Source organism: Roseovarius sp. THAF27, assembly GCF_009363655.1.
GTDB lineage: Bacteria > Pseudomonadota > Alphaproteobacteria > Rhodobacterales > Rhodobacteraceae > Roseovarius.
In genome coordinates this window covers 1,577,937-1,603,764 of sequence record NZ_CP045393.1, presented here as the reverse complement: position 1 = coordinate 1,603,764, position 25,828 = coordinate 1,577,937, and the positions used below count along the sequence as shown (strand labels likewise).

Here is a 25,828-nt window from a genome sequence, read left to right as displayed (position 1 = left end):
CGATGCCCACGGAAATACTGATGCCCGCCCTTTCCCCGACGATGGAGGAAGGCACGCTGGCGAAATGGCTGGTCAAAGAAGGCGATACGGTGAATTCCGGCGACCTTCTGGCCGAGATCGAGACGGACAAGGCGACGATGGAGTTCGAGGCGGTCGACGAAGGCACGATCGGCAAGATCCTGATCGAGGAAGGCACCGAAGGCGTGAAGGTGAACACCGCGATTGCCGTGCTGCTGGAAGAAGGCGAGAGCGCGGATGATATCGGTGACGTGAGCACCCCGGCCTCCGGTGGTGGCGGCGACACGGCCGAGGCCAAGGACGAAGCGCCCAAGAAAGACGCCGAGGCCAAGCAAGCGAAGCCCGAGAGCGGCGACGTGCCCCCTGCCCCGGCAGCGCCGGTGAAGGATGGCGAGCGTGTCTTTGCCTCGCCCCTGGCGCGGCGGATCGCCAAGCAGAAGGGCATCGACCTGACCGAGCTGAAGGGCTCGGGCCCGCATGGGCGGATCGTGAAGGCGGACTTGGAAAGTGCCAAGGCCGGTGCGGCGAAGCCTGCCGAAGAGAAGGCGGCACCTGCGGCAAGCGGCGGACAGGCGGCCCCTGCCCCGGCTGGCCCCAGTACCGATGCGGTCGTGGCGATGTACCAGAACCGCGAGTTCGAGGAGGTCAAGCTGGACGGGATGCGCAAGACCATCGCCGCCCGCCTGACCGAGGCCAAGCAGACCATCCCGCATTTCTACCTGCGGCGGGATATCCAGCTGGATGCGCTGCTGAAATTCCGCGGGCAGCTGAACAAGCAGCTGGAAGGGCGCGGCGTTAAGCTGTCGGTGAACGACTTCATCATCAAGGCCTGCGCGCTGGCCCTACAGGCGGTGCCAGATTGCAACGCGGTCTGGGCCGGGGACCGGGTGCTGAAGCTGAAGCCGTCGGACGTGGCCGTGGCCGTGGCGATCGAAGGCGGGCTTTTCACGCCGGTGCTGAAGGATGCCGAGATGAAGTCGCTCTCGGCCCTGTCGGCGGAGATGAAGGACCTGGCCAGCCGCGCGCGCGAGCGCAAGCTGTCGCCAGAGGAATACCAGGGCGGGACCTTCGCCATTTCCAACCTTGGCATGTTCGGGATCGACAATTTCGACGCGGTGATCAACCCGCCGCATGGCGCGATCCTGGCCGTGGGCGCGGGCGTGAAAAAGCCCGTGGTGGGCGATGATGGCGAGTTGACAGTGGCGACGGTGATGTCGGTGACGCTGAGCGTCGATCACCGGGTCATCGACGGGGCGCTGGGGGCGGAGCTGCTCGACAAGATCCGGGAGAACCTGGAGAACCCGATGGTGATGCTGGCCTGAGGGCGCGGCTTGGCAAAAATGTAGGCCGGGGATTTCCCCGGCCTTTTTCGTTCAGGGCGGTGGTGGGTTGAAACCCACCCTACGCGGCGCGGGAATTGGGTTCAGAACGCCGGCGTACCCGTCTGCTTGGCCTTCTGCGCCTTTTTCCAGGCGAAGACCTTGCTGCGCTCGGTCCAGTCGTAGCGGCCATCCTCGCGCACGAGGCCCCAGTAAAGCTCGCCCGCACCGCGCCACGGATCGAGCACCAGGCTGTTTTCCATCGAGTCGCCGCGGCGGCCCAGGATCGTGGTGCTGTGTTCTAGCCGTATGCTGTCGTAATTGGCGATGGCCCGGTGAATTTCCAGTGTCTTGAAGTTCTCGCGCTGCAGGCGGGCGTCCATGTCATGCGCCCAGTGCCAGCAGAGACCGCGCGGCTTGGTGCCGAAATTCACCCGCGTGTTGTGGGCGAGTGCGCCGCTGTCGATCTCGTATTCGACGACCAGCTGCGCGACATAGGTGTAGGCCACGTAGGCGGCGCGCCCGGCCTCTTCGGGATCGACACCGGGGCCGAGATCGAGAAACGCCTGCTTCAGCGCGGCGATATTGGCCGCCTCGCGCTGTGCGGCGGCCTGGTAGAACGCCTTGTCGAAGCTGTGGCCATAGCGTGCCAGTTGCGCCGAGCGTTGCCATACCGCGTCGGGCATGGAAATCGCCTCGGCCAGCACAGCGGGCGGCAGGCTCATGTTTTCGGTCGCGTTGCGCGACGAGGCGAAGGACGAACCGCCGTCCTCGGGAACCTCGGTGCAGGCGCCCAGAAGCACCGCGAAGGCCAGGGGCAGAAAGCTGATGGTCTTTGATATCATGGAGCGACACCTCCCGTGGGCAGACAGGCCCGTTTTCGATCTCTTTGGCGGGCTGTCTACTGTCCGGTCGTGGCGATGTCGACAGAGGGCACCATGCGATGCGGCCCCGAAGCCCCTTTTGTGCGTCTCTTTTGCATCACGCCGGTGCAGATGCCCTTTCTTGAGTTCTGCGCGCCGGGTGGCGCCACATCTTCACGTATTACCCGAAAGGGTGGCAAGATGTTCCGGGATCGCTCATTGCCCGTTGCGCGCGTCGCTGGCGGGGCCTTTCACGATGAGTACAACGCGTTCCAAGGGGCCATGCGGCGATCATGCTGCTGGGAAAGGCGCAACAGCCCAGCGCGCGATGCGCCCGACCGCGCCGCTCGACCTCACGAAAACAGCGGCGCACCGGGCGCCGCTGTCGGAACAAGAGTCATGATGGTCCGGCGAAGGCGCGCCTCAGCGCACGCCCAGAAGCTGGTCCATGGCCACGGAAGGCTGATCGCAGCCCGCCTCGCCCACGATCTTGGCCGGAACGCCGGCGACGGTCTTGCAGGGCGGCACCTCCTGCAACACCACGGAACCGGCGGCGATGCGGCTGCAATGGCCGACCTTGATGTTGCCCAGAACCTTGGCCCCGGCCCCGATGAGGACGCCGTCGCCGATCTTGGGATGGCGGTCTTCCTCTTCCTTGCCGGTACCGCCAAGCGTAACGGAGTGCAGCATCGAGACGTTGTCGCCCACCACCGCCGTCTCGCCGATGACGATGGAGTGGGCGTGGTCGATCATGATGCCCTTGCCGATACGGGCGGCGGGGTGAATGTCGACGCCGAAGACCTCGGAGCAGCGCATCTGGAAGAAACGCGCCATGTCGCGGCGATCGGTCCGCCACAGCCAGTTCGCCACGCGGTAGGCCTGGATCGCCTGGAATCCCTTGAAGAACAGCATCGGCAGGATGAAACGGTCGCAGGCCGGGTCGCGGTCGTAGACGGCGACGATATCGGCGCGCGCGGCCTGCCCCAGTTCTGGGTCGTCCGCATAGGCCATATCGCAGATCTCGCGCAAAAGCTGCTCGGGCATCTCTTCCGCGCCCAGCTTCATCGACGTGCGATAGGCCAGCGCGGCCTCGATCGTCTTGTGGTGCAGGATCGAGGAATGGATTAACCCGCCCAGGAGCGGCTCGTCCTTGATCGCGGTTGTCGCCTCGGTGTTGATCCGGGCCCAGACCGGGTCAAGCTCTGCCAGCTTTGCATGTGTTTCGGCCATGTGCATGCTCCTTGGTGCGCCTATCGGTTATACCAGATATGCTCGATCCGTAAAATGCAAAGGCGTCATGGGTGGGTTCACGAAAATGAATGAAGCAGAGCGACAGGATTTCCGGGCGCTGATAGAGACCCGGCTGGCGGAATTGAGCGAGGAGGATGCCCGCGGCGCGGCGGGCAAGGCGACGGTGGAGCTGGACCAGCAATCTGTGGGGCGTCTGAGCCGGATGGACGCGCTGCAGAACCAGGCGATGGCCAAGGCCACCGATGCGCGGCGCGCGGGAGAGCGGGCGCGGCTGGCGGCGGCCCTCGCCCGGATGGACGAGGGCGAATACGGCACTTGCGAGGATTGCGGCGAGGAAATCGCCCCGGGCCGGCTGCGTCTGGACCCCGCCGCGACGCGCTGCGTGGACTGCGCGCGGGGCTGAAGTCGCCGCGTCAGCCGGGCACTGTCAGGCTGGAAAAACGCCCAGGCCCGAAGCGGGCCGACAGCTGGGCCACCTGCAACTCGTAAAGGCCGCTAAGCGCGTCCGCGGCCTGCGCGGCGGCGCTGTAGGTCCAGGTTGGCGCCGCGACGGTGACCTCGCGGATCACCGCGTCTGCCTGGACCACGCGCACGACATATTCCTCCTTTTCCTCGCCCAGCGGCACCTCGGCGGTGTCCCAGCGGTCGCCGCCGATCCGCGTGCGCCGGATCCAGTTGAGCGACAGGTCGCCCCCCTGCCCGGGCGCGAGCCGCAGGTGCACCGGGGACAACGGGCGCAGGCCCAGCCCATCGAAGGCCAGCCGCACGGCGCTGAAGCTGGGATCGTCCACCGGGCGCCCCGCGGGGCCGATCCGATAGTAGCGCGCCAGCCCGCGCTTGGCCTCGGCCAGGTCGATCTGCTCGGCGGTGCCATCGAGGCGCACGAGGTAGCTGCCCTCCGGCCAGGGCGCGGCGCGCTCGGTGCCCACCTGCCCGCGCAGACGATGCCGCAGAAGGTACGTGTCTGTGTCCACCAGTTCGGCCTCGCGGAACTGGATCAGCTCCCACCCGTCCGGTGTTCCGTCGCCGATGGCGCAGAGGTTGCCGCCGTTCAGCAGCGCCAGGTCGCTGATGCTTTGCAGCGTGCCCGCCAGCATCCGCACCTGGAGGTCCGAACCCCGGTCGATGCGGCCCGGATCCGCGGGAAACAGAGGTGTTTCGAGCACGCCCACGGGGGTGCGGGCCGTGACCAGCGAATTCAGCGTGTAGTTCGCATCCTCGTCCGACGCATAGAGCGCCACCGATCCCGGCCATGGCCGGGCCGTGACCGCGAGGTGCGGCGCGTGCGGCACCTCTTCGCCCGTCAGCAGCGGCAGATCGAGGAAGAACGGCGCGACCGGGGACGGTGGCACGAAGGGGCGCAGGGTGACAGCCTCCTCCGCGAAATCGGCGGGGCGATAGCTTTCGGGTTCGATACGCACCGCTTCGAGTTTCTGCGCCGCGGCCATCTGGTCGATCCGGTCGATGCGAAAGAGACCGCGCCCCTGCCCTTCGGGCAAGGCGATGACATCGCCCGCGCCGGTGTCCAGCTGCGACGGCGGCAGGGTCAGCTGGACCGTGTCGGTGGCCACGCGCGCCTCGGACAGCCAGCGTTCCACCGTCTGACGCCCTTCGGCGCGGGTCATGGCCAGAGGAAATTCCGAGGTCGAGACGGCGTGGGTGGCGTCATCGGGCAGGATCGCCTCTTCGGCGATGACTTCGAAATCGCCGTCGGCCTCGACGAACCGCAGGCGGACGCGGCCCGCCAGTTCCACGGTGCTACCGCGGGTTTCCTCCAGCACGCCGTCACGCTCGGGGTCGCGGACCAGCGTGTCGAGGTCGATCAGCCGGTCGCTCTGACCGTCGCGCATCACGAAATGCAGGCGCCCGTCGCGATCCACCGCGTCGACGCCATAGCGCAGCATCAAGGGTTGCAGGGCGCCGCGGGCCTCGGACACCTGATCGACCGTATAGCCGCGCACCAGACCGTGGGCGCGGGAGGTGTCGCAATGTTCCAGCCCGGTACGCAGGCAGATCTCGTCGATCACCGACGACAGCGTACGCGAGGAGACGCGCCCGTTCAGCCAATGGCCCCGGGTGTAGTTCTCGCCATCGCTCCAGAGCCCGCGGTTGTTGGGGAAATAGGGATAGGGCCGCATGTCCCAGGCCCAGGCATAGGCGTGATCCATGTCCAGCATCGCACCCTCGTAGACATCCGATTGCGGATTGTTGTCGGGATCGTTCCAGTAGCCGAGGAAGGCGCGCAGGTATTGCTGCTGGATCAACTCGTCGCGGCGCCCGTCCGAGAAATGCGGCAGAGTGGATTCGGAGGATTTCGGATCGAGGAACTTGTTGGGCTGGTTGGTGCCCTTGTCCACGGCGGCGCAGCCATACTCGTCCACCCAAGCGCCGTCGAATTGCGGCCCGCGCAGGCTTTCCGGGTCATGCGCCGAGAACACCTGTGCGGTGGCCCCGTTGGGCCAGATCAGCCGTTTGCGCGTGGCTTGCCAGACCGGGCGGCGGTCGGGGGGCGAGCAGGCCAGGATGCCGCTTTCGCCAAAGATCATCACGTCGCGGACCTGGTCGATGGTCTCGCCCACCAGCGCCAGGCGATGGCAATGCCCGGCATCCAGCGGGCGCGCGCCCTCGACCTGGCTGCGCACCCATTCGGCACCCGCCCGCGTCTTGCCCGCGCCACGCCCGCCCAGGATGACCCAAGCGCGCCAGTCGCCTTCCGGCGTGCGCTGGTGGTCCATCGCCCAGAAATCGAACAGGTAGGGCAGCGACAGGATCTCGCCGTCACTCAGGCTGTCCAGAAACTCTTTCTGCGTCTCGGGCCCTGCGGAGACGAGCCAGTCGACATCCGATGCTTTCGCGGGCTTCATCGAGGTCGAGGGCATAGGCACCGGCGACACCAAGCTCTTTTTCTCTTCGTTTTTCAAGTTGTGTCTCCGCTTCTATCGCGATCCTCAGCCACTGCCGGATCTCCGACGTGGCGCGTGTGGCGTTTCTCAGGTCCTCGAACTTCCCTTCCCTGATCTGGGAATAGAGCGCCTCCAGATCCGCGCGCATGTCCGCCAGTTGCGCCTCGAGCGCATCTATGGACAGCGTCACGTTGGAAGGGGTCCGATCGTGCGTGATCAGTGGCATGCGGGCCGGTACCTCGAAGTTCTTGCATCGCGGAAAAAGTGTCTCTCAAAGCAAACAGGCGACCGATGGTCATGCCACGGGTCGCCTGCAGTTTCAGAGATCTCGGTTAAACAGTCGTCGCAGCACCGTGCGGTGCCGCGCCTGCCGCCAGCTTTCGCCTACTGGTTGGCGCGCTCCGCCTCCAGCGCGCGATAGGCCGCGACGTTGCGGTTATGCTCTTCCAGCGTTTCGGCGAACAGGTGACCGTCGCGCGGGTCCAGCGTACGGGCCACGAAGAACACGTAATCCGTGTCTTCCGGGTTTACCGCCGCCTCGATGCTGGCACGGCCCGGGTTGGCGATGGGCGTGGGCGGCAATCCGTCGATGACATAGGTGTTATAAGGCGTCTCGGCGCGCAGTTCGCTCTGGCGCAGGCCGCGGCCCAGCACGCTCTCGCCATTCGTGATGCCATAGATCACGGTCGGGTCGGTCTGCAGGCGCATCCCTTGCAGAAGGCGGTTGGTGAAGACGCTGGCCACCTGCCCGCGCTCGGTGGGCACGCCGGTTTCCTTTTCGATGATCGAGGCAAGGATCAACGCTTCCTCGGGGGTCTCGACGGCGATATCCGACGCCCGGTTCTGCCAGGCTTCGGTCAGGATCAGGTCCTGCGCCTCGCGCATCCGGGTCAGGACGCTCTCGCGGGTGTCACCCACGCTGAACTCGTAACTGTTGGGCGCAAGGCTGCCCTCGGGCGGCACCCCCGCCACCTCTCCGTCCAGCGCGTCGACCGCCCCCAGCGCGTTCACCACCTGCCAGCTTGTCACCCCTTCGGCGACGGCGACGCGGTAGCGGGTGTCGGCCTGCTCACGCACCTCGGTGAACTCGGCGGGCGGCGTGACCTCCTCGGCCTGCGGATCGAAGGCCGCGACCTCGACAAATCGGTTCGTCGCCGGGTCCAGTTCGCGAACCTCGACTTCGCTGGCGTTGACGCCGATCCGGTACACCACCTCGGTGCCACAGGTGCTGGCCCCGCCGCGGGTCACGATATCGGCGATCTCGTCCATGCTGGACCCTTCGGGAATCAGCCAGCTTCCGGCTTTCAGCAACTGGGTCTTTTCACCGTAATCCGTACCGATGCGAAAAATCCGCTCACTGGTGATCGCGCCCTGCGCGGCCAGATCACTGGACACGGCCCTCATGGAACTGCCGCGCGGCACCTGTAGGCAGATGGGATTTTCCAGCGGGCCGGTGGCCTGGTACTGGTTCTGCCCCCACAGGATGACCCCGCCCAGCAGGAAGATCATCACCACCAGGAAGGTCAGGAAGTTCGACGCGATATGCCGCCACATCAGCGCACGGCCCCCAGGCAAAGACAGGCGTTGGTGCCGCCAAAGCCGAAGCTGTTGGAAATCGCCACCTTGATCTCGCGCTCGTGCTTGGCGTTCGGCGCCAGGTTCAGCGGGGTGTCCACCGCCGGGGTATCGAGGTTGATGGTGGGCGGTGCCACCTGGTCACGGATTGCGAGGATCGAGAAGATGCCCTCGATCGCCCCCGCCGCGCCCAGAAGGTGCCCGGTCGAGGATTTGGTCGAACTCATCGTCGCCGTCGAGGCCGCGTCGCCCAGCAGTTTCTCCACCGCTTTCAGCTCGATCGTGTCGGCCATGGTGCTGGTGCCGTGGGCGTTGATGTAATCCACGTCCGCCGGCGTGATCCCGGCATTGCGCAGCGCGCCCTGCATGGCGCGGAACCCGCCATCGCCGTCCTCTGCGGGCGCTGTGATGTGATAGGCGTCGCCCGACAGGCCGTAGCCCAGCACCTCGGCATAGATCTTGGCGCCGCGCGCCTTGGCGTGCTCGTATTCCTCCAGCACCACCATGCCGGCGCCCTCGCCCATCACGAACCCGTCGCGATCCGCATCATACGGCCGGCTGGCCGCCTGCGGGTCATCCGCGCGCTTGGTGGAAAGCGCCTTGCAGGCGTTGAACCCCGCGATGCCGATCTCGCAAATCGCCGCCTCGGCGCCGCCCGCGATCATCACGTCGGCATCGCCATGCTGAATGAGCCGCGACGCGTCACCGATGGCGTGGGCGCCCGTGGAACAGGCCGTCACCACCGCGTGGTTCGGCCCCTTGAAGCCGTAGCGGATGCTGACCTGGCCGCTGATCAGGTTGATCAGCGCGCCCGGGATAAAGAACGGCGACACCCGCCGCACGCCACGGTCGCGGATCAGCAGCGTCGTTTCCTCGATCGAGCGCAACCCGCCGATGCCGGAGCCGATCATCACGCCGGTGCGCAGGCGGCTTTCCTCGTCCTCGGGCAGCCAGTCCGCATCGCGCACCGCCTGTTCCGCCGCCGCCACGCCGTAGAGGATGAAATCATCCACCTTCCGGCGCTCTTTCGGCTCCATGTAATCGTCCGAGTTGAACGTGCCGTCGCTGCCATCGCCCAGCGGCACTTCGCAGGCGTATTTCGTGGCCACGTTCACAGGGTCGAACCGCGTGATGGTGCCCGCCCCGGACTTGCCATCCAGAATGCGGCGCCAGCTCTCCTCCACGCCAGATGCCAGCGGGGTCACAAGACCCAGACCTGTCACGACCACTCGACGCATGATACCTGCCCTCTTGTCCTATCTTCGTCGGTGTCCATACCGCGCCTTGGCCACCGGGGGCAAGGCCAACGACAAGGGGGCGCGGCCTTCCGCGCCCCCTTTTTCGAACCCGGGCTTCGGCTTACTGGAACGCGGCGACCGGCTCGCGCTCACCCTGCGCCACCTCCAGCGCCTCTTGCAGCGACACGTCGCGCGACAGAAGCGCCCGGCCGATCATCGTGCCCGAGATGTTGGGCACGTATTTCAGGCGCGACACGTCATCGACGCTGCGCACCGTGCCGCGCGCGATGACGGAGTGCCGGGTCAGCCCGGCAAGCCCGCTGATCACCCCCAGCGTGCCGTCGCTGTCCTCGATATCGGCGTCGATATCGGTCAGGATGATACCGGCCAGCGGCGCGTCGTCGAACGCCGCGATATAGCTTTCTGGCGTGAACGCGCTTTTCGTGCGCCACCCTTCCGTCATGACCGAGCCCTGGAAGATATCGACAGCCAGCACGATCTGGTCGGGATGGAACTTTGCCAGTTCACGCAGCGTGTCGGGGTCATAGGCGGCCATGGTGCCGACGACGATACGGCCCGCGCCCTTGTCGATCCATTTCGTGACGCTGTCGCGCGACCGGAAACCGCCGCCGACCTGCACCGGAATGCCGACCGTGCGGATGATCTGCTCGATCAGCGCGCTGTTGTCGCCTTGACCCGCCAGGGCGTCGATGTCGGTGACATGCATCCACGACGCGCCCGACGCCACGAAGGATTTCGCGGTCTCGACAGGGTCGACATGCCAGATGACGGGTTCTTCGAGACGACCGCGTGTCAGCGACACGCATTTGCCTTTGTGCAGTTCGATGGTGGGGTAGATGATCATGCGTCAGTCACCTTCTGATTCGGGCGGGTCCCGCCTTGTGTACAGGCTCCGGCCCTGTTTAGACCGGCGGCCCTGGCACGCTGGTCTCAAATCGGCATGATACAGTCTGTTCCCGAAGTTTTCTAACCCGCAAACGAAAAGACCCCGCCATCGCGGCGGGGCCTTTCCTGAAATCTGTCGCGCGTCGCGGCTTACGACGCTTCCTTGATGAACTTCACCGCATCGCCGAAGGTCTGGATGTTCTCGGCCGCGTCATCGGGGATCTCGATGCCGAATTCCTCTTCGAACGCCATGACCAGTTCGACCGTGTCCAGGCTGTCCGCGCCCAGGTCGTCAATGAAAGAGGCGTTCTCGGTGACCTTGTCCTCTTCGACGCCCAGGTGTTCCACCACGATCTTCTTTACGCGGTCTGCGATATCGCTCATGTTTCGTTCCTCATCTTCAGCCGGGTCATTCGCCCGTTTTATGTGCCCCCGCCCGACCGGACAAGCGGCTAAGTATGCCCCTGTATCGGGCGGCTTGCATGACCCGTATAACGGGCATTTGCGGAGTAATACAGTATTACCCCAGCGTAAACTGCGCCGCCTATAGCATATGCGGCGCGATTGGCAAATGGATTCCCCTGCCCTTGTTTCGTAACGGCGCGGCGGCGCGTCAGAGCATCGCCATGCCGCCGTTCACGTGCAGCGTGGCCCCCGTGACATACCCCGCCTCCGGGCTGGCAAGATAGAGCACGGCCGCGGCGATTTCCTCTGGCGTGCCCATGCGGGCGGCGGGAATCTGCGCGTTGATCTTGTCCTTCTGATCGTCGCTCAGCTTCTCGGTCATCGCCGTGGCGATGAAGCCGGGTGCAACCGCGTTGGCGGTGATCCCGCGGCTGGCCACCTCATAGGCGATGGACTTGGTCATGCCCACCATCCCGGCCTTTGAAGCGGCATAGTTCACCTGGCCGGGGTTGCCCGTCGCGCCCACGATCGAACTGATGTTGATGATCCGCCCCCAGCGCGCCTTCATCATCGGACGCATCACGCCCCGGCAGAGGCGCATGGTAGCCGTCAGGTTCACGTCGATCACGTTCTGCCACTCTTCGTCCGACATGCGCATGAAGATCTGGTCGCGGGTGATCCCCGCATTGTTCACCAGGATGTCGACGCTGCCCATGGCCTCGGCGGCCTGTTTCGGCAGCGCGTCCACCGCCTCCGGGTCGCTCAGGTTGCAGGGCAGCACATGCGCCCGCTCGCCCAGCTCGCCCGCCAGCGCCTCCAGCGGCTCGACCCGCGTGCCCGACAGGCCCACCGTTGCCCCTGCACTGTGCAGCACCTTGGCAATCTCTCCGCCGATGCCTCCCGATGCGCCGGTCACCAGCGCTGTCTTTCCCGTCAGGTCGAACATATGTCTTGTTCCTTCTCGTCTGGCGCCAAATTTCTTTCACAAAGAAATTTGACAAGAAAATCCCATTTTCTTGGTCCCGGCTCAGCCGGCCATCGACTCCGCGGCCGCTGTCACGTCCTCGGGCGTGCCGACCGCACGGGTGGCGATGTCGCGGTTGATCCGGCGGACCATGCCAATGAGCGCCTTGCCCGCGCCGATTTCCCAGATATCGTCGACACCTTGCGCGCCCATGTATTCAACCGACTCGCGCCAGCGCACCGATCCCGTCACCTGCTTGACCAACAGCTCGCGTATCTTGGCCGGATCCTGCACCGCGCCGGCCGTCACGTTGGCGACCACAGGCACGCGCGGCGCCTTGATCGTGACCTCCGACAGGGCGGCGGCCATCGCATCGGCGGCAGGCGCCATCAGCGCGGAATGGAACGGCGCACTGACCGGCAGCAACATCGCTCGCTTGGCGCCCTTTTCCTTGGCCAGCTCCACCGCTTTTTCCACTGCGGCAGCATGGCCCGAGACCACCACCTGCGCCGGATCGTTGTCATTAGCGGCCTGCACCACGCCGCCATTCGCGGCGGCGGCCTCGGCCACCTCGCTCACCGTGGCGAAATCCAGCCCCAGGATCGCGGCCATTGCGCCTTCACCCACCGGCACGGCGGCCTGCATCGCCTGGCCCCTTGTGCGCAACAGGCGCGCACAGTCGCGGATGCTCAGCGCCCCGGCAGCGGCCAGCGCGGAATATTCGCCCAGCGAATGCCCCGCCACCAGCGACGCGGCCTCGATGCCCACGCCCTCGGCCTCCAGCGCCCGCATCGCGGCCAGCGACGTGGCCATCAGCGCCGGCTGCGCGTTCTGCGTGAGTGTCAGCGTCTCCTGGTCGCCCTCCCAGATCAGCGCGCTCAGCTTTTCGCCCAGTGCGTCGTCGACCTCGTCGAACACGGCCCTTGCCGCCGGATAGGCATCGGCCAGCGCCTTGCCCATCCCGACCGTCTGCGCGCCCTGCCCGGGAAATACGAATGCCTTGCTCATGATGCGTGAACCCTCCCATTCATCGCACCCGGATAGCGTGACGCGTCGGGCGGTGCAATGACGCGGGCCGAAAAACCGACCCATCCGCACGTCCCCTGTGCGCAGGCTATCATTGCCCCTGCCCCGCGCTCGGCTAGATTGCTGCCAAAGTTTCCGACACAGCAGAGCCTTCACCATGCCCCTCGCCAATGCGCACGACCGTTACGGTGCCGTTACCAAGACCTTCCACTGGCTGACCGCGCTACTGATTCTCTCGGCCATTCCGCTCGGTCTTATCGCCAACGACCTCGCCCATGCGGTCCGCAACCCGGACATCGCCACCACCGACGCCGACGTCTCGCGCGCGGCCTTCCTGTTCTCGCTGCACAAGACCATCGGCGTCACGGTCTTCTTCGTGGCCGTGCTGCGCATCCTCTGGGCCATGGGCCAGACCAAGCCCGGCCTGCTGAATGGCGACAAGCCGGTCGAGGCACGGGCCGCCGAAACGGTGCACTGGCTGCTCTACGGCTCTCTGGTGGCCGTGCCGCTGACCGGCTGGATCCACCATGCGGCCACCACCGGCTTCGCGCCCATCTGGTGGCCGTTCGGGCAATCGCTGCCCTTCGTGCCCAAGAATGACAGCCTGGCTCATACCTTCGCCTCCCTGCACTATATCCTGAACTGGGTGCTGTGGATCAGCCTCGCCGCCCATGTCGCCGGGGCCCTGAAACACCACGTGATCGACCGCGACGCCACCCTGCGCCGGATGCTGCCGGGTCGCACCACGGCGGAGCCGACGGTGCGTCAGCCGGGGCATGTCCTTCCCGCCGTCGCCGCGCTGGTGATCTGGGCCGCCGCCCTGGGCATGGGGAGCGCATCGGGCTATTTCCCGCACGAAACCGAACCCGCGCAGAGCGCCGGGGCCGACACCGCCGAACCGGCCGCCGAGACCGCCGGCGCAGAGACCGAAAGCGCCGACACCACCGCCCCAGCCGGGACCGCCGAGAACGCCTGGACCGTCACCGACGGCACGCTTGGCCTGACAGTGGTCCAGATGGGCTCCGAGGTGACGGGCCAATTCGAGGACTGGACCGCCGACATCGTCTATGACGAGACCGCCGACAGCGACGGCAAACACGGCACCGTCGACGTGACCGTCACCATCGCCTCGCTCACGCTCGGCTCGGTGACCAGCGACGCCAAGGGCTCCGACTACCTCGCTGCCGAAGACCATCCCACGGCCACCTTCTCTGCCGACATTGTCTCGCGCGACGCCGGGCATGTCGCCACCGGCACGCTGACGATCAAGGACAACTCCGTTCCGGTCGAAATGCCCTTCGAGCTTACCATCGACGCCGACACCGCCACCGCCTCGGGCGGGCTGACCGTGGACCGGCGCGATTTCGGGGTCGGCGGACAAAGTGAGGGCAATGTCGGCGCCTCGGTCGATATCCGCTTCGAGCTTACCGCCGAACGATAAGGCCAAGTCACCCCCCGTCCCGGGCTTGACCCGGGACCTCCCCAACCACCCGCACGCATGAAAAAGGCCCGCATCCTCGGATGCGGGCCTTGGCCGTACTGGAATGACCTGCAGGCTTATTCCGCCTTCTCGGCCTCGATCGAGATCATCACCTGAACCTCGTCGCTGACTGCCGGCGCGGCATAGTCCAGCCCGTAATCCGAGCGCATCAGAGTTGTCGTGGCATCGAACCCCGCCCACTGCCTTTCCTGCATCGGGTGCGCATCGGCCTTGTTCAGTTCAGCGTCCAGCACGACCGATTTGGTCACGCCATTCATCGTCAGGTCGCCGGTGATCTCGGCGGTCGTGTCGCCGGTCACCTCGATGCCGGTCGAGGTAAACGTGATCATGTCGCCCTCTTCCGCACCGAAAAAGTCATCGCCCATGAAGTGCTCCAGCCGCTTTTCCCAGCCGGTATACATCGACATCACAGGGATCGAGACCGAGACGCTGGAATTCGCCGGGTCTTCCTGATCGAACATGATCTCGCCCTCGAACCCGGTGAAAACGTTGTAGGTGGTCGAAAAGCCCAGGTGCTCGTAGGTGAACACCACCTGGCTGTGGCTGGGGTCCAGGTTGTATTGCTCCGGCGCGGCCAGTGCGGCAGTGCCGAGGCCCGCAAGGGCCATCGAGGTCGCGAATGCGATGGATTTCATGAAGTGCTCCTTCCGTGGTGCGTTGAATATCCCGACGGAAGATGATGCATTTGACGCATCACGCAAGGCGCAAGAATTGAACATTTCGTGTGGAGCGATGAACAGCCCCGCCCGGCGCGGGCGGGCCCAGTGTCAGCTGGAGCGCGGCATTGCGCTGCGGATGGCGCTGGCCTCCTCGTCCGAGCCGAGCGGCATTTCCAGCACCAGAACGCCGGACGCATCGCGGGCCCGCAACTTGCGCCGGTTGACGGAAAGCTCCTGCAGCGCGTCGATGTCGTGGCAGGTTTTCAGGGTCGAACGGCCCTTGGCGTCGTATTCATAGACCCGCAGCTGGCGCTTCACCGGGTCGATCTGCACCTCGGGCCCGGGCGCCTCGCGGTTCAGGCCGTTGAACAGGATCAGCCCGCCCAGCAGCAACACGACCGAGGCCAGAAGCTTGATCAGCTGCATCGCCGCATCCTCGGACGGCATCAGCCACAGCCCCCCCGCCGACATGCAGAGCGCCGCCCCGGCGAATGCGGTCAGCGCCCGGCGCGCCGCGCCTTCGGGGGCATCGGCCACCGCGCTGTCGTCTGCCGTTCTGGTGCTCTGAAAGCGCGCGTCGAGTGCATGTGTCATAGGCCTGTCCTTGCCCGGTTCGGTGTCAAGGCCAGCCTGCGCAGCAATCGCGACCAAAATGCGGCAGACCCTCGGCTGCATCAGGGCAGAGCGCGGGCAATTTCGCGGCGGCCAACGCCCCTTGCCAAGCGCAGGGATGCGTCGTATACGCCCACTTCCTTTCGCACGTATATCGAACCGCGCAGTCTCTCGTGGACGGGCCGTGAAAGGATCCAAGGCCCGCCTTTGAAATGCGCCCAGACAGAAGTGGAATCCACATGCCGCTCTACGAGCATGTTTTTATCTCGCGTCAGGACTTGTCCAACACGCAAGCCGAAGGCCTTGTCGAACATTTCAGCACCGTGATCACGGATAACGGCGGCAAGATCGTCGAATCCGAGTACTGGGGCGTCAAGACGATGGCCTACAAGATCAACAAGAACCGCAAGGGCCACTATGCCTTCCTGCGCACCGACGCCCCGTCGGAAGCCGTGCAGGAAATGGAACGCCTGATGCGCCTGCACGAGGACGTGATGCGCGTTCTGACCGTCCGGGTCGACGAACACGAGGAAGGCCCCTCGGTCCAGATGCAGAAACGTGACGAGCGTGGCGACCGCCGCGAACGTCGCCCCTGATCGGCTTGAAGAAAGGACACTAACCCATGGCTGCAAAACCGTTTTTCCGTCGCCGCAAGGTCTGCCCCTTCTCGGGCGACGATGCACCCAAGATCGACTACAAGGACACCAAGCTGCTGCAACGCTACATTTCCGAGCGTGGCAAGATCGTGCCCTCCCGTATCACCGCCGTCTCGGCCAAGAAGCAGCGTGAACTGGCCCGCGCCATTAAGCGCGCCCGCTTCCTCGCCCTGCTGCCCTACGCCGTGAAATAAGGAGAAAGACCCATGCAAGTCATCCTTCTCGAACGCGTGGCCAAGCTGGGCCAGATGGGCGATGTGGTCGAGGTGAAGCCCGGCTTCGCCCGCAACTACCTGCTGCTGCAAGGCAAGGCGCTGACCGCCTCTAAAGAGAACATCGCCTCCTTCGAAGAGCAGAAAGCCCAGCTCGAGGCGCGCAATCTGGACTCCAAGAAAGAGGCCGAGGCCCTGGCGTCCCGTCTCGACGGCCAGAAGTTCATCGTGATTCGCCAGGCCTCCGATGGCGGCAACCTCTACGGCTCGGTCTCGACCCGTGACGCCGCCGCCGTCGCCACCGAGGAAGGCTACTCGGTCGACCGCAAGCAGGTCCTGATCCGTCAGCCGATCAAGACGCTGGGCCTGCATGACGTCGAGGTGCACCTGCACCCCGAGGTCGAGGCGCATATCGTCCTCAACGTCGCCCGCTCGCCCGAAGAGGCCGAGCTTCAGGCGTCGGGCCGCACCATCCAGGACGTGGCCGCCGAGGAAGAGGAAGCCGCCGATTTCGAGATCGCCGAGCTTTTCGACGACATCGGCGCCGCCGCCTCCGAGGATGAGCACATCGCCGAAGCCGTCGAGGAAGAGACCGCGTCGGACGACGCCGGCTCGGACGACGAGAGCGAAGACAAGTAAGCGCAGGCATATCGCCGCGATTTAGGGCCGCCCGCTTAGCGTGGGCGGCCTTTTGCGTCGACGGTCGGGTTCTGCGCGGCCCCTGAGGCGAAAGCGGGGCATCATCCCGGATCAGGTCCGGGACGGGTCGGCAGTGAGGGAAGAAGTTGACGGTGGTTCGTTGTCGCCGCGCATCGCGCCATTGGCGCGTGATTTAATATGCGCGCCTCCGGCGCGACGGGCCGCGGCACGGCGATTCAACGACGGTTCTACAGCACTTCATTCCCGCCAAGTGCGCAAAACCTCCGAGCGGCGCACCCGGCCTCACCAAATCGCCGGGCCGGTGGGGCGGCCCGTCGCGCCAAAGGCGCGCATATAAAGTGACACGCCTCTGGCGCGATGCGCGGCGGTGCAGCAAGCTGCACCTTGATTCCGCACGGGTGCTTCGTTTGCAAGGTCGGCAGTGCGGACGGAACTGCCATTCGCCGCAGCTTTTCCAATGTCGGCATTGCAGTGCTGGGGGGCGTGTAGGATTCGTTGTTTTATATCTCCAACACGACATCCGTTAACTGTGCGACTGTGAATTCTTCAATCACAAAGCTTACACCCTGCTCGGAAAATATCACATCCGCTCCAGTTTGTGTCATATGCGCAAGCGCCTCGGTGTTTGATGCATAGCCGAAACCCTCCAACCTGAGAATATCCCACTCCTCAAAATCCAGTACTCGGTTTCCGGTGTCCGAATTAAGATCAAAAACAAAGACATCGCTAAGAAGGCCGCCAGTCATGATATCGGCCCCTTGGCCAGAAACAAGCACATCGTCCGGGCCAATCTCCTGCAACCACGCCAGAAGGCCGGGTACGCTACTAGCCGTGAATTCCTGGCTTTGCGCAAACCCTTCAACAATATCAGCTCTGCTTTGGCCTTCTGCCAGCCTGCCTAGCCAATCAGCCGCCCCGTCGGGATCCGCAGGGCGGCCCAATACGTTCAGATAAAGCAGATTGACGAAATCGTTGTCACTGGTCCCTCCATACTTGGCCAGGAACTCTGGACTGTTGACAAAGCCAGCAACAATATCAGTATAGTCGGTGTCGCCTGCCAAACGGAATGTCCAATCCTTCAAGCCCGCTACGTCTGGATCACGACCCAAAGTGGCGTGATATAGCCGGAAGACATCATCGAACAAAAGTTGCGGATCGGTCTCTGCTAAAAATGTGGTCGTTGCGGCCTTTGTGTTGGTTTTGAACTCTATCGATTCACTGAAACCAAGGACAACTTTCGCTCGACTGGCGCCCGCATCCAGTTGCCCAACCCAATGAGCTGAACCGGCCTGATCAGCTTCACGCTCGAGCACGTTGCGGTAGAGCAAATCCACAAAGGCATCATTGTTGAGAGCGCCGTAGGTGTTTGTGAAATCGGGGCTGTTGACGATCGCAACAGCCATATCTTTGATGCTATCTCGCCCGGTCAGCATCTTTTCCCCCCAGTTGGCGCGGTCCGTCGCGTCGGGCATACGGTCCAGAGCAGCGAGGTACAGCCGTGCGATCTGGGCGGCTTCATCAGGGTTATCGCCGGTCGAATAGCCATCGCCCAGCAGAGTGTCGTCCCCCCAAGAACCTTCCAGAACATTCCCAGCCGCATTGCCGACGAGCACATCGTCGTACCGGCTGCCGACGATGTTGTTCTCTGCATCTGCGGTCAACCGGATCTGATCCCAAACACCCCTGGCCTTGAGATCGGTTAGAAAAAGGGTTTCGCTAAAAAGGTTGTTTATGCCGGAAATATCTGGATCTGGGCCACTGACGACACGGTCATTCGGCACAAAAGACTTTGAGGATTGCCAAGCGACAAAACGCCCGTCAGCTGAAAGCGTGGCTGAACTCGCACCAGGTATGAGAAGGCCATTTTCATCCGACGAAACGATATGACGCGTACCGGAATACATATCCCGCAGGACAACATGCCCTTCCAAATCTTGGTAAATGACGAAGCGCCCATCCTGTGATATGCCGCCTGTGAACGCGTCGTAAAAACCGCCTGACGACCCAACGTATTCTGCGTCGCTCACCCACGTCACATCATCCGTTTGCATGTCACGCAAATACAACTGACTGGAGCCGTCGGCAGAATCAATGGTAGACAGGACTTCTTCTGTGGCTCTTCCAGAACTTGTGAACAGAACAAACAAATTGTTGTCGCTGCTTGCAATGACGTCGTTCACGCCTTGCTCGGAAACACTGCCGGCACCCGACCATCCGGCATCTCTTGCCAGGGTTTCGCTTTGCTGTGTCGCGGTATCATAGCGGATAACGTTCTGACTGGTTGCCTCGGACTCCGGTGCAACAAAAAGATACCGGGCGTCATCTGACACATGCAATAATCGCTCGTACCCGCCGGGTAAGGGGACTGGTTGCGCCCCGTTGGCAGATGTCCACAGAAACGGACCATTGGGATACTGGTCTTGTGTCGCATCAGAGCCGTCCAGATCGCGCACAAAGTAAACGCTGTCTGAAACTCTGTTATGCGACACGAGCACGGAATCATCGCTCGGCCCATATGACGCTTCGCCTTGCAAGGGTCCGCCGCTGATATTCAGCCAGCCAGAAGCGCCGGGCACATAAATGCCATCGTCGATGTGGACTGGGATCGGGTAACCATAGCTTTCTGTGATGATTGAGCCACCGGCAACCGCAACCACCTGTCCCTCATCATTAATTTGGAAATCGTCAATGGAGCGATCGCCTACGATGTAGAATTGCGCATAAAACTCATTACGCAGCGATCCCAAGTCAATTCCCGGTGTCACGTCACGGCTTTTTCCCGTGTCAAGATTGATTGCAGCAACGGTCATGCGGTCCGCCTCACCGCCGAAAACCTCGGTCCAGGACGTCGTGAAATAGAGAATTTTCCCGTCTGGCGAGAAGTGCATCGTGTTTCCGTGCACCCTGTTGTCGATCCCAGTCGACGGCGAAGCGGCTTGGGCATAAAGCGTACCGGTCACGCTTACAATCATGGGATTTCCGGGTAGATCAAATAGGGACATCTGAACTCCTTAATTCAAGAAACTTTCCGTTACCCTATTCTGACGAGACTAGAAACATGCGTACCCGCTCATTGGAATAGACTAGCACGCTATGGCGTAGGTCGGTTACAGCAGACCGTCGCGCAGCCTACAGCAACAGTCAATATGGGCTCGAAGCGGCCATCGCTATCAGACCCATCGCCTGCCCCAGAAAAAAAGGGCCGCCCCACCGGACGGCCCTTCCCTATCCCTCAAACCGGCAGACGTCAGTCTTCCAGCTTCTCGACCTCTTTCTCCAGCTCGTCCTTGGACACCTCTTTCTCGGTGATCTCGGCCTCGCTGGCGATGTGGTCGATGACCTTGTCCTCGAAGATCGGCGCACGCAGCTGCTGGCGCATCTGCGGGTTCTTCTGCACGAACTCGAAGAATTCGCGCTCCTGCCCGGGGTATTGCCGCGCCTGCTCCATGACGGCCTGCGTCATTTCCTGGTCGGTAACCTGCACCTCGGCCTTCTGGCCCAGGTCGGCCAGCAACAGGCCCAAACGCACGCGGCGCTCGGCCAGTGTCTTGTGCTCGTCCGTCGGCTCGATCTCGGGGTGATCGTGGCCTTCGACGTCGGGGTTTTCCTCGTGCCACAGCTGGTGCGCGATCTGGTTCGCCTCGGCTTCCACCATGCTCGGCGGCAGCTCGAAACTGACCAGCCCGTCCAGCTGATCGAGGATGCCACGCTTCATCACCGCGCGGGCGGCACCGGCATACTCGGCTTCCAGCCGCTCGGCGATCTGCTCTTTAAGCGCATCCAGGCTCTCTGCCCCGAACTTCTCGGCCAGCGCGTCGTCGATCTCGGCGGCCACCGGCTCCTTCACCGCCTTCACGGTGCAGGTGAACTCGGCATCCTTGCCCGCCAGGTGCGGCGCCTGGTATTCGTCAGGGAAGCTGACCTTGACCACCTTCTCCTCGTCGACCTTCACGCCGACCAGCTGTTCCTCGAAGCCGGGGATGAAGCTGTTGGAGCCGAGCGTCAGCGGATAATCCTCCGCGCTGCCACCTTCGAACGCCTCGCCGTCGACACGGCCCACGAAATCGATCGTGACCTGGTCGCCATCCTTGGCCTTGGTGCCTTTCTTGCGGTCCTTGAAGTCCTGCGCGCTGGACGCCAGGTTCTGCAGCGCCTCGTCGACCTCGGCATCACCGGCCTTCACGACCAGCTTCTCGGCCTTCACCTTGGACAGGTCCACCTCGGGGATGTCCGGCAGCGCCTCGTAGGTCATCTCGACCTCGACATCGTCACCCGGCTTCCAGTCCTCGTTGACCATCTTGACGGCCGGCTCGGCCGCGGGGCGCTCGCCCTTGTCCTCGAAGTGCTGGCTCATGGCGCCGTCGACGGCTTCCTGCATGGCCTCGCCCATGACACGCTCACCGAACTGCTTTTTCAGCAGCGGCAGCGGCACCTTGCCCTTGCGGAACCCTTTCATCTCGACATCGGGTTGCGCTTCTTTCAGCTTGTCCATGACCTTGTCGTCCAGCTCCTTGGCCGACAATTTCATCGTGTAGCCGCGTTTCAGCCCTTCATTGAGCGTCTCTGTGACCTGCATGTTCGTCCTTCCATTGCAAAAAGGCCGCGGAGGCGTCCGCGGCGGTCAAAATCACTCCGGCTATCTATTGATGGTGGCTGGGGCGTGCAAGCGGAGTCTTGGCGCATCCGCGCCAAGACTCCGTCCCGGACTTGATCCGGGACCTCCCAGCCACGTAGCACCAACACGTCCCGGACCTGATCCGGGACCTCCTAGCCCCCCACCACGTATTTCCGCACGATCGCACTCACCTGCTCGGGCGGCAGGACGGGCGGCAGTTGCGTCAGCACCTCGCCCGCCGGGTCCAGCAGGTATATGAAACTGCCATGGCTATAGATCGGCCCGTGCTCGGGATCGTCGAACAGGTGCTCGAACTCCACCTGAAATGCGTCATAGGCCACGTCCAGCGCCTCTGGCGTGCCGGTCAGGCCCAGAAGGTCATCCGAGACCTTGGCCAGCGACGGCCCCATCGTCTCGACCGTGTCGAGCTTTGGATCGATCGTCACCACCAGCGCCGACATCTTCACGCCCTCTGCCTCCAGCTCCGCCACCGCGTCCGCCATGAGCGGCAGCGCCGCGCTGCAAATCCCCGGACAGTTGGCATAGCCGAAAAACAAGAGCTGATGCCGGCCGTCGGGATCGGCCTGCGTCCGCACCCGTCCGGTGTGGTCGACCAGTTCGAACGGCCCGCCGACCTCCCACGGCAGCGCGACCGGCGCCTCCTTCAGCGCCGCCGCCAGCCGGTCTTCGGGCAAAGTCGTCTCGCCCTGCCCGTGGTCCTCGCCGTCATGGGCCTGCGCCGCGGCCGCCAGCAGGCACGCCGCGGCGGCCAGCCTGCCCCGCATCAGAACCACTCCTCGATAAAGGCTTCGTCCGCCTCCAGCCCGAGGCCGAGGTAGCCGCTTTCCCCGATCATGTCGTTCACCCGAGGATCGCGCCGGAACCACGGCCCCTTACCTTCGGCGTCTGGGTTGGCCTCGGCCCATTTCTTCGTCCAGCTGTTGGCGGTGACCCATTCGCTTTCGCCGACCTCGCGGATCTTCTGCACAAGGTAGATATTCGTGGCCCCCAACTCCGGGTCCTCGATCATCAGCCCGTCCACCTCGACCTCGGCCCCGCAATAGGGCGCCAGTTCCAGCGCCGCGCCGGTAAAGGCGGGCTGATTGTTCTTGTTGGGATAGACAAGCACGCCGTCAGCCGCCCTGACCAGCCCCATCTGCCGCTGGCCCCCGCCGCAATTCTCGGCGCAATCGCCGGTCAATTCGCACAGCATGTCCACCACCGTCGCCTCGAACCGCGCCGGTGTCTCGGCCGCCAGATTCCAGGTCTTCGCCTCGGAGCCGTCCGAGAAATCCTGCGCCACCGCGGGCAGGCCCAGGCAAAGCGCGGCGGTTGTCATGGCAATCCGTTTCATGGTCACACTCCTCATTCCGCCGGCTCGGGGATGGCAAAGCCCGGCACCGGGCCATAGATATCGTGGCTCAGGTTGGTGATGCCGTGATCGGTCACCACCTCCTCCACCACCAGGTAATTCAGCCCGTCACGACGATAGAGCATGCCGTCCGCCGTCACCTCGTGGCTCGCCAGCCGCAGCTGGGTGTCCCCGCTGGCAGAGGCGTCGTCACCCTCGATCTTGAGAACCATGTAGACGTCGCCATCCTCACCCAGGAGCCCCACGGGGATGCCCCCGGCCGAGCACCACAGCGCGCAGGTGTGATGCGCCGTGCCGACCACCGCGTCGGGCCCGCCCATGACGCCGGAATAATAGCACCAGGTGTCGATGATCTCGCCCCTGACCTCGACCCTTTCGCCCTCGGCGGCAATTGCCGAGACCGGGGCCGAACAAGCCAGCGCCACACTCACCCAAAATCGCTTCATCCCATGATCCTCCTCGCAATGACTTGATCCCTGAACACGCCGATTAAGCCCCGGGAGCCGATCACGCGTCCAATCACATTTTCGGAAAGACTTGGTGAAGACACGCGCCGCGCTTGTGCGTAACGCTCATTTCATGGGGGAATGGTGCGGGTGAAGGGACTTGAACCCCCACGCCTTGCGGCGCCAGAACCTAAATCTGGTGCGTCTACCAATTCCGCCACACCCGCATCGAGCCGGGTCTTAGCAAAGCCCGTGAAGGGATGCGAGGGGAAAGTGTCGGGCAACACGCGCCCTGAATCGTCCCCAAACCTCAACAAAAAGCGCGACATTTGCAAAATGTTAACGTAAGCTGTCCAACAATCTGAGGCAGAAAACAGAGCGAGACAGCCCATGGAACCGAAAACGGTCGGGGGCACAGGCGGGATCAACCCGTCCGGAGCCAGAGTGCAGGCCAGCGGCTTTGCCGCAGGTGCCATCGTCATGACATTGGACGGCGAGAAAGCGATCGAGGATCTTCGGCCCGGCGACCGCGTGATCACGCGCGACACCGGCATGGCGGTGCTGCGGGGCGTGGCGTCGGCCACCCTGCGGACACGCGCCATCCGCGTGCAGGCCGGCTCGCTGGGCCACACGCGCCCGGTGCGCGACGTGCTCTTGCCCGCGGGCCAACTGCTGCTGATCCGCGACTGGCGGGCCGAGGCGATGTTCGGCGCGAAACGGGCCGTGGCCGCGGTGTCGCGACTGGTCGACGGCGAATTTATCACCGACGAGGGCGAGGCTGACATGACGCTCTTCACCCTCGAGTTCGACACGCCACACGTGCTCTATGTCGACGGGCTCGAAGTCGCCAGCACGGCCGATATCCCGGCGCTGTCCCAAGCGGCCTAACCCCTCTGTCACCGGCCGTCCCAGGCCTGTCCCTCACGTGTCCCGGGCCTGACCCGGGACCTCTCAGCCGACCCCGTCCCGCAGCACCCTGGGCAGTTCCTCCGGCAAATCCTCCGCGATCAGGCCGGCGCCGAAACTGCGCGCGCAGTCCACGTGCAACCAAGCCGCGGCCTCCGCCGCCTGCATCGGCTCCACACCCCGCGCCAGAAGCCCCGCGATGAAGCCGGCCAGCACGTCTCCCGCCCCGGCCGTCGCCAGCCACGGCGCCGCACGGTCGTACTGCGCGGAATTGATGCTGCACCGCCCGTCCGGCGCGGCGATCACGGTGTCCGCGCCCTTGAACAGCACCACGCAGCCGGCCCGCGCCGCGGCGTCCCGCGTCGCGTCCACCTTGGAATAGGCCGGGCCTTTCACCGGGGTCGCGTTCAACCGCTCGGCGATATCGGGAAAAAGCCGCGCAAACTCGCCCCCATGTGGCGTCAGCACGCACGCCGCGTGCAGCATCCCGAACAGCTCGTCCGGCGCTTCGGCAAACGCCGTCAGCGCATCCGCATCCAAGACCATCGGGCGGGGCTCCACCCCGCCACGCCCCAACGCGACGGGCACCAGCTCCCGCGCCCGCTCCACGCCCAGCCCCGGCCCCAGGCAGACCGCGCTCAAACGCACATCCTGCAGGACGTCCGCCAGCCCGTCGCCGCCCTCGACCCGGGCCAGCATGATCGACGTCACCTGGCAGGCCGCTTCCATCTGCGCGGAGGGCGGCACCCCCAGCGTCACCAGCCCCGCCCCGATCCGCAGCGCCCCGCGCGCTGCCAATCGTGCGGCCCCGGTGCGCCCCGCGCCGCCCGACAGAACCAACGCGTGACCGTGGCCGTATTTGTGTCGTTCCGCGCGCTTCTCCAGATGACCGCTGCAAGGCCTCTCGACCAGACGCACCACGCCCTCGGCGCCCGCCCCCGGCTCCAACCCGATGCCCTTGACCCTCAGCTTCCCCGACTGGTGCGGCCCGCGCGACAGGTAATGGCCCAGCTTGGCGTCGTGAAAACTTACCGTCAAATCGGCGGTCGCAAAGGTGCCCATCGCGCGACCGCTGTCGGCGCATAGGCCCGACGGCATGTCCACCGCCACGGTTCGAACATGCCTTACTGCACGAAATCCATCGAACGCCGCCAGGACCTGCGCAAGCTTTCCCTCCACCGGGCGCGAAAGCCCTGTTCCGAACACGGCATCCACGAACAGGTCAGGTGTTGCCCCATGCGCGAGGTCACGGCTCATGTCGCCAACCGCCCCCATCTCCGACCACCGTTCGTAGTTCACTCGCGCATCCGGCGGCAGCTTGACCGGATCGCCGTAGAGAAACACCGCAACATCCCAGCCGCAGTCCTTCAACAGCCGCGCCACCACGAACCCGTCGCCACCGTTATTCCCCGGCCCGCACAGAACCACCGCCCGGTGCGACGTCGCGGCCAGGTCGGGCCATTCCTCGAACACCGCCTCGACCACGCCGCGCCCGGCGCGCTCCATCAGCTCCAGCCCGGTCACCTCGCCGGACGCCATGGCGGCCTCTTCGACGGCCCGCATCTGGGCCGCGGTCAGCAATTCGGTCATTCCTGCCTCACTTCGATTCATTTTCGTACAAAATTCAGGCATTCTGCCTAAATTTTAATCACGCAAATTTATCACCCTGCCACATACCCGCCCAAACTCCCTATCCGATTGTGCCGCGTTAACAGAAATGA

25 protein-coding genes and 1 tRNA gene are annotated in these 25,828 nt (G+C 64.3%); 7 read left to right on the top strand and 19 right to left on the bottom strand.

What is annotated here, in order from left to right; translation table 11 throughout:
- Positions 1–2 precede the first annotated feature (2 nt).
- Positions 3–1,340 carry a pyruvate dehydrogenase complex dihydrolipoamide acetyltransferase gene (locus FIU89_RS08025; protein WP_152492113.1) on the top strand — a complete coding sequence of 446 codons (1,338 nt, stop codon included), beginning with the start codon at positions 3–5 and terminating at the stop codon, positions 1,338–1,340.
- Between the two features lie 101 nt (positions 1,341–1,441).
- Here FIU89_RS08025 and FIU89_RS08020 read toward each other — a convergent pair whose 3' ends face one another.
- The gene (locus FIU89_RS08020; protein ID WP_152492112.1) at positions 1,442–2,182 is read right to left on the bottom strand and encodes a hypothetical protein; all 741 of its coding nucleotides are present in this window, start codon (positions 2,180–2,182) and stop codon (positions 1,442–1,444) included.
- 441 nt (positions 2,183–2,623) lie between these two features.
- Positions 2,624–3,430 carry a serine O-acetyltransferase gene (gene cysE, locus FIU89_RS08015; RefSeq protein WP_152492111.1) on the bottom strand — a complete coding sequence of 269 codons (807 nt, stop codon included), beginning with the start codon at positions 3,428–3,430 and terminating at the stop codon, positions 2,624–2,626.
- An 85-nt stretch (positions 3,431–3,515) separates the two neighbouring features.
- Here cysE and FIU89_RS08010 point away from each other — a divergent pair, with 85 nt between their 5' ends.
- On the top strand, positions 3,516–3,854 hold the full coding sequence (locus FIU89_RS08010; RefSeq protein WP_152492110.1) for a TraR/DksA C4-type zinc finger protein: 339 nt from the start codon (positions 3,516–3,518) through the stop codon (positions 3,852–3,854).
- Positions 3,855–3,864: 10 nt separating this feature from the next.
- Here FIU89_RS08010 and FIU89_RS08005 read toward each other — a convergent pair whose 3' ends face one another.
- From FIU89_RS08005 to fabD, 8 genes are all read right to left on the bottom strand, one after another.
- Positions 3,865–6,330: a glycoside hydrolase TIM-barrel-like domain-containing protein gene (locus FIU89_RS08005; RefSeq protein WP_216647079.1), complete on the bottom strand. Its 2,466-nt coding sequence runs from the start codon at positions 6,328–6,330 to the stop codon at positions 3,865–3,867.
- Entirely contained in the window at positions 6,230–6,580 is a 351-nt protein-coding gene (locus FIU89_RS08000) for a hypothetical protein (protein ID WP_152492108.1), read from the bottom strand. The genes FIU89_RS08005 and FIU89_RS08000 overlap by 101 nt, the downstream gene beginning before the upstream one ends.
- 158 nt (positions 6,581–6,738) lie before the next feature.
- Positions 6,739–7,908: an endolytic transglycosylase MltG gene (gene mltG / locus FIU89_RS07995; protein WP_152492107.1), complete on the bottom strand. Its 1,170-nt coding sequence runs from the start codon at positions 7,906–7,908 to the stop codon at positions 6,739–6,741.
- Entirely contained in the window at positions 7,908–9,167 is a 1,260-nt protein-coding gene (gene fabF, locus FIU89_RS07990) for a beta-ketoacyl-ACP synthase II (protein ID WP_152492106.1), read from the bottom strand. Before fabF ends, mltG begins: the two co-directional genes overlap by 1 nt.
- A 121-nt stretch (positions 9,168–9,288) precedes the next feature.
- Positions 9,289–10,032: a 1-(5-phosphoribosyl)-5-[(5-phosphoribosylamino)methylideneamino] imidazole-4-carboxamide isomerase gene (locus tag FIU89_RS07985; RefSeq protein ID WP_152492105.1), complete on the bottom strand. Its 744-nt coding sequence runs from the start codon at positions 10,030–10,032 to the stop codon at positions 9,289–9,291.
- Between the two features lie 191 nt (positions 10,033–10,223).
- On the bottom strand, positions 10,224–10,457 hold the full coding sequence (locus FIU89_RS07980; protein WP_057794165.1) for an acyl carrier protein: 234 nt from the start codon (positions 10,455–10,457) through the stop codon (positions 10,224–10,226).
- Positions 10,458–10,686: 229 nt separating this feature from the next.
- A complete protein-coding gene (gene fabG, locus FIU89_RS07975) occupies positions 10,687–11,424 on the bottom strand; it encodes a 3-oxoacyl-[acyl-carrier-protein] reductase (RefSeq protein ID WP_152492104.1) in 738 nt (245 codons plus the stop codon).
- Between the two features lie 81 nt (positions 11,425–11,505).
- On the bottom strand, positions 11,506–12,450 hold the full coding sequence (fabD, locus tag FIU89_RS07970; RefSeq protein WP_152492103.1) for an ACP S-malonyltransferase: 945 nt from the start codon (positions 12,448–12,450) through the stop codon (positions 11,506–11,508).
- A gap of 175 nt (positions 12,451–12,625) precedes the next feature.
- Here fabD and FIU89_RS07965 point away from each other — a divergent pair, with 175 nt between their 5' ends.
- Entirely contained in the window at positions 12,626–13,909 is a 1,284-nt protein-coding gene (locus tag FIU89_RS07965; protein ID WP_152492102.1) for a cytochrome b/b6 domain-containing protein, read from the top strand.
- 116 nt (positions 13,910–14,025) lie between these two features.
- Here the strand turns inward: FIU89_RS07965 and FIU89_RS07960 are convergent, their stop codons facing one another.
- Positions 14,026–14,604 carry a YceI family protein gene (locus FIU89_RS07960; RefSeq protein WP_152492101.1) on the bottom strand — a complete coding sequence of 193 codons (579 nt, stop codon included), beginning with the start codon at positions 14,602–14,604 and terminating at the stop codon, positions 14,026–14,028.
- 132 nt (positions 14,605–14,736) lie between these two features.
- Complete coding sequence (locus FIU89_RS07955) at positions 14,737–15,222, bottom strand: hypothetical protein (protein ID WP_152492100.1); 486 nt, start codon at positions 15,220–15,222, stop codon at positions 14,737–14,739.
- A gap of 257 nt (positions 15,223–15,479) precedes the next feature.
- Between FIU89_RS07955 and rpsF the strand changes: the two genes are divergently transcribed.
- The 3 genes from rpsF to rplI are packed head-to-tail and all read left to right on the top strand — an operon-like array spanning position 15,480 to position 16,747.
- A complete protein-coding gene (gene rpsF / locus FIU89_RS07950) occupies positions 15,480–15,836 on the top strand; it encodes a 30S ribosomal protein S6 (RefSeq protein ID WP_152492099.1) in 357 nt (118 codons plus the stop codon).
- A 26-nt stretch (positions 15,837–15,862) separates the two neighbouring features.
- Positions 15,863–16,090 carry a 30S ribosomal protein S18 gene (gene rpsR / locus FIU89_RS07945; RefSeq protein WP_093029287.1) on the top strand — a complete coding sequence of 76 codons (228 nt, stop codon included), beginning with the start codon at positions 15,863–15,865 and terminating at the stop codon, positions 16,088–16,090.
- A 12-nt stretch (positions 16,091–16,102) separates the two neighbouring features.
- The gene (gene rplI, locus FIU89_RS07940) at positions 16,103–16,747 is read left to right on the top strand and encodes a 50S ribosomal protein L9 (protein ID WP_152492098.1); all 645 of its coding nucleotides are present in this window, start codon (positions 16,103–16,105) and stop codon (positions 16,745–16,747) included.
- A 521-nt stretch (positions 16,748–17,268) separates the two neighbouring features.
- On the opposite strand, the gene FIU89_RS07935 is transcribed toward rplI, so the two are convergent.
- The 6 genes from FIU89_RS07935 to FIU89_RS07910 form a co-directional block, all read right to left on the bottom strand.
- Positions 17,269–19,770: a DUF4214 domain-containing protein gene (locus tag FIU89_RS07935; protein WP_152492097.1), complete on the bottom strand. Its 2,502-nt coding sequence runs from the start codon at positions 19,768–19,770 to the stop codon at positions 17,269–17,271.
- A gap of 245 nt (positions 19,771–20,015) precedes the next feature.
- Positions 20,016–21,344, bottom strand: coding sequence for a trigger factor (gene tig, locus FIU89_RS07930; protein ID WP_152492096.1), 1,329 nt, complete (start codon positions 21,342–21,344; stop codon positions 20,016–20,018).
- A 191-nt stretch (positions 21,345–21,535) separates the two neighbouring features.
- Positions 21,536–22,168 carry an SCO family protein gene (locus tag FIU89_RS07925; RefSeq protein ID WP_152492095.1) on the bottom strand — a complete coding sequence of 211 codons (633 nt, stop codon included), beginning with the start codon at positions 22,166–22,168 and terminating at the stop codon, positions 21,536–21,538.
- On the bottom strand, positions 22,168–22,737 hold the full coding sequence (locus FIU89_RS07920) for a hypothetical protein (RefSeq protein ID WP_254701825.1): 570 nt from the start codon (positions 22,735–22,737) through the stop codon (positions 22,168–22,170). Before FIU89_RS07920 ends, FIU89_RS07925 begins: the two co-directional genes overlap by 1 nt.
- Before the next feature lie 11 nt (positions 22,738–22,748).
- Positions 22,749–23,201, bottom strand: a complete 453-nt coding sequence (locus FIU89_RS07915) for a hypothetical protein (RefSeq protein ID WP_152492094.1) — start codon at positions 23,199–23,201, stop codon at positions 22,749–22,751.
- A gap of 142 nt (positions 23,202–23,343) precedes the next feature.
- Positions 23,344–23,428: transfer RNA gene (locus tag FIU89_RS07910), tRNA-Leu, on the bottom strand.
- Positions 23,429–23,591: 163 nt separating this feature from the next.
- On the opposite strand from FIU89_RS07910, the gene FIU89_RS07905 reads away from it, so the two are divergent.
- Positions 23,592–24,089 (top strand): Hint domain-containing protein, encoded by a 498-nt coding sequence (locus FIU89_RS07905; RefSeq protein WP_152492093.1) that lies wholly within the window; start codon positions 23,592–23,594, stop codon positions 24,087–24,089.
- 63 nt (positions 24,090–24,152) lie between these two features.
- On the opposite strand, the gene FIU89_RS07900 is transcribed toward FIU89_RS07905, so the two are convergent.
- Positions 24,153–25,697, bottom strand: a complete 1,545-nt coding sequence (locus tag FIU89_RS07900; RefSeq protein ID WP_152492092.1) for an NAD(P)H-hydrate dehydratase — start codon at positions 25,695–25,697, stop codon at positions 24,153–24,155.
- Positions 25,698–25,828 lie beyond the last annotated feature (131 nt).

What these genes read in the sequence shown, in the direction of transcription:
- FIU89_RS08020 (WP_152492112.1), bottom strand. Translation starts at nt 2,182, where the DNA reads ATGATATCAAAGACCATCAGCTTTCTGCCCCTGGCCTTCGCGGTGCTT.
- cysE (WP_152492111.1), bottom strand. Translation starts at nt 3,430, where the DNA reads ATGGCCGAAACACATGCAAAGCTGGCAGAGCTTGACCCGGTCTGGGCC.
- rpsF (WP_152492099.1), top strand. Translation starts at nt 15,480, where the DNA reads ATGCCGCTCTACGAGCATGTTTTTATCTCGCGTCAGGACTTGTCCAAC.
- rplI (WP_152492098.1), top strand. Translation starts at nt 16,103, where the DNA reads ATGCAAGTCATCCTTCTCGAACGCGTGGCCAAGCTGGGCCAGATGGGC.
- tig (WP_152492096.1), bottom strand. Translation starts at nt 21,344, where the DNA reads ATGCAGGTCACAGAGACGCTCAATGAAGGGCTGAAACGCGGCTACACG.
- fabD (WP_152492103.1), bottom strand. Translation starts at nt 12,450, where the DNA reads ATGAGCAAGGCATTCGTATTTCCCGGGCAGGGCGCGCAGACGGTCGGG.
- FIU89_RS07985 (WP_152492105.1), bottom strand. Translation starts at nt 10,032, where the DNA reads ATGATCATCTACCCCACCATCGAACTGCACAAAGGCAAATGCGTGTCG.
- FIU89_RS07915 (WP_152492094.1), bottom strand. Translation starts at nt 23,201, where the DNA reads ATGAAGCGATTTTGGGTGAGTGTGGCGCTGGCTTGTTCGGCCCCGGTC.
- FIU89_RS07905 (WP_152492093.1), top strand. Translation starts at nt 23,592, where the DNA reads ATGGAACCGAAAACGGTCGGGGGCACAGGCGGGATCAACCCGTCCGGA.
- mltG (WP_152492107.1), bottom strand. Translation starts at nt 7,908, where the DNA reads ATGTGGCGGCATATCGCGTCGAACTTCCTGACCTTCCTGGTGGTGATG.
- rpsR (WP_093029287.1), top strand. Translation starts at nt 15,863, where the DNA reads ATGGCTGCAAAACCGTTTTTCCGTCGCCGCAAGGTCTGCCCCTTCTCG.
- fabG (WP_152492104.1), bottom strand. Translation starts at nt 11,424, where the DNA reads ATGTTCGACCTGACGGGAAAGACAGCGCTGGTGACCGGCGCATCGGGA.
- FIU89_RS07980 (WP_057794165.1), bottom strand. Translation starts at nt 10,457, where the DNA reads ATGAGCGATATCGCAGACCGCGTAAAGAAGATCGTGGTGGAACACCTG.
- FIU89_RS07925 (WP_152492095.1), bottom strand. Translation starts at nt 22,168, where the DNA reads ATGCGGGGCAGGCTGGCCGCCGCGGCGTGCCTGCTGGCGGCCGCGGCG.
- FIU89_RS07935 (WP_152492097.1), bottom strand. Translation starts at nt 19,770, where the DNA reads ATGTCCCTATTTGATCTACCCGGAAATCCCATGATTGTAAGCGTGACC.
- FIU89_RS07920 (WP_254701825.1), bottom strand. Translation starts at nt 22,737, where the DNA reads ATGAAACGGATTGCCATGACAACCGCCGCGCTTTGCCTGGGCCTGCCC.
- fabF (WP_152492106.1), bottom strand. Translation starts at nt 9,167, where the DNA reads ATGCGTCGAGTGGTCGTGACAGGTCTGGGTCTTGTGACCCCGCTGGCA.
- FIU89_RS08005 (WP_216647079.1), bottom strand. Translation starts at nt 6,330, where the DNA reads ATGCCCTCGACCTCGATGAAGCCCGCGAAAGCATCGGATGTCGACTGG.
- FIU89_RS07900 (WP_152492092.1), bottom strand. Translation starts at nt 25,697, where the DNA reads ATGACCGAATTGCTGACCGCGGCCCAGATGCGGGCCGTCGAAGAGGCC.
- FIU89_RS07965 (WP_152492102.1), top strand. Translation starts at nt 12,626, where the DNA reads ATGCCCCTCGCCAATGCGCACGACCGTTACGGTGCCGTTACCAAGACC.
- FIU89_RS08025 (WP_152492113.1), top strand. Translation starts at nt 3, where the DNA reads ATGCCCACGGAAATACTGATGCCCGCCCTTTCCCCGACGATGGAGGAA.
- FIU89_RS07960 (WP_152492101.1), bottom strand. Translation starts at nt 14,604, where the DNA reads ATGAAATCCATCGCATTCGCGACCTCGATGGCCCTTGCGGGCCTCGGC.
- FIU89_RS07955 (WP_152492100.1), bottom strand. Translation starts at nt 15,222, where the DNA reads ATGACACATGCACTCGACGCGCGCTTTCAGAGCACCAGAACGGCAGAC.
- FIU89_RS08000 (WP_152492108.1), bottom strand. Translation starts at nt 6,580, where the DNA reads ATGCCACTGATCACGCACGATCGGACCCCTTCCAACGTGACGCTGTCC.
- FIU89_RS08010 (WP_152492110.1), top strand. Translation starts at nt 3,516, where the DNA reads ATGAATGAAGCAGAGCGACAGGATTTCCGGGCGCTGATAGAGACCCGG.